The sequence below is a fragment of the Paenibacillus sp. Y951 genome, from assembly GCF_056786395.1.
In genome coordinates, this window is the sequence record NZ_JBXCIY010000063.1 from 1 (window position 1) to 1,810 (window position 1,810).

The 1,810-nt window shown below is 54.6% G+C and carries 1 protein-coding gene; it reads left to right on the plus strand.

Features of this window, described 5'->3' with window-relative positions:
• The coding region (locus AC1TPB_RS24800) for a non-ribosomal peptide synthetase (RefSeq protein ID WP_482078937.1) at window positions 1-1,810 on the plus strand (1,810 nt) is incomplete at both ends.

Sequence of the window (1,810 nt, forward strand, 5' to 3'; positions counted from 1 at the left end):
CGTTCAACGATACGAAGGCGGAGTATCCGAAGGACAAGACGATCCACGTGCTGTTTGAGGAGCAGGCAAAGCGAACGCCAGAAGCTGAGGCGATCGTATTCGATTCCGTGCGACTGACGTATGGCAAACTAAACGCGAAGGCGAACCAACTGGCGCATGAGCTACGTGCGCGTGGCGTAGAAGGCGAGCGCATTGTAGGGATTATGGCAGATCGTTCGGTGGAGATGATCGTGGGGATTCTGGCAATTCTGAAGGCTGGTGGTGCATACTTACCAATTGATCCGACGTACCCAGCGGAACGGATCGCGTACATGCTGGAAGACAGCGACACTGATCTTCTGCTTATATACGGAGACGCAGAAGTGCCGCAAGATTACGAGGGCACCGTGCTGAACTTGGCGGACGCGTCGCTGTATGCGGGCGACACTTCGAACTTGCCAGCAGCAAGTGGACCAAGCGATCTGGCGTACGTGATCTACACGTCGGGATCGACGGGACAGCCGAAGGGCGTAGCTGTGGTTCAACGCGGCGTTGTACGGCTAGTGAAGGAAACGAACTATGTGCGCATTACGGAACAAGATATCTTTTTACAGGCATCGACGGTATCTTTCGACGCGGCAACATTTGAAATTTGGGGAAGTTTGCTAAACGGTGCGAAGTTGGTACTAATGCCGCCAGGCATACCGACGCTGGAAGAACTGGCGGAACGGATCAAAACATATGGCGTGACCATGCTATGGTTAACGTCAGGTCTGTTTAACGTCATGGTGGAGCATCGCCTGCAAGGATTAAAAGGAGTACGCCAGTTGCTCATAGGCGGTGATATCGTCTCCGCGCAACATGCGAAAAAGGCGATGGAAATTGAAGGGCTGCAGCTGATCAACGGTTACGGTCCGACGGAAAGTACAACCTTCGCGTGCTGTTATCCGATAGGGGAAGAGGCGGTTAACGGGGGAACGCTACCAATTGGACGTCCGATAGCCAATACCTGGGCATACGTTATCGACCGTTCAAACAAGCTAGCACCGATCGGGGTGCCAGGGGAGCTGTGCATCGCGGGTGACGGGTTGGCTCGCGGATACTTGAACCGTCCAGAGCTAACGGCGGAGAAGTTTGTGGACAACCCGTTTGAACCAGGCGAGCGGATGTATCGGACCGGAGACTTGGTAAGATGGCTGCCGGATGGGAATCTGGAGTACCTTGGAAGGATTGACGAGCAAGTGAAAATCCGGGGATTCCGGATTGAGACCAGCGAAATCGTGCACGGCCTGCTGCAGCACAGGGACGTGAAGGAAGCGGTGGTCGTGGCTCGAAAAGACGAGCGCGAGGAAGCTCACCTATGCGCGTACGTGGTGAGTAACGGAGTATTTGATGCTAGCGAATTGCGTTCGCATTTGAAGCGTAGTCTGCCAGAGTACATGGTGCCCTCGTACGTAGTAGAAGTGGAGCGCATTCCGTTGACGGCCAACGGGAAGGTAGATCGGAAAGCACTGCCAGAGCCACAAGGACTTGTGCAGGCAGGCAGTGAATACGTGGCGCCGCGGAATGAGACCGAAGCGAAGCTGGCGGCGATTTGGCAAAATGTGCTCCGAATTCGCCAAGTTGGCATCCGAGATAACTTCTTCGAGCTGGGCGGGGATTCAATCAAAGCGATCCAGATCGTGTCCAGATTAAGTTCGGAAGGGCTCAAGCTGGTCGTCCGAGATATGTTCACGTATCCGACGATCGAGGAAGTCAGTCAATATGTACAGGTGACGACCCAGGCAGCAGCTGAAGAAGGGATCGTGGAAGGCGAAGTGGCGCTTAGTCC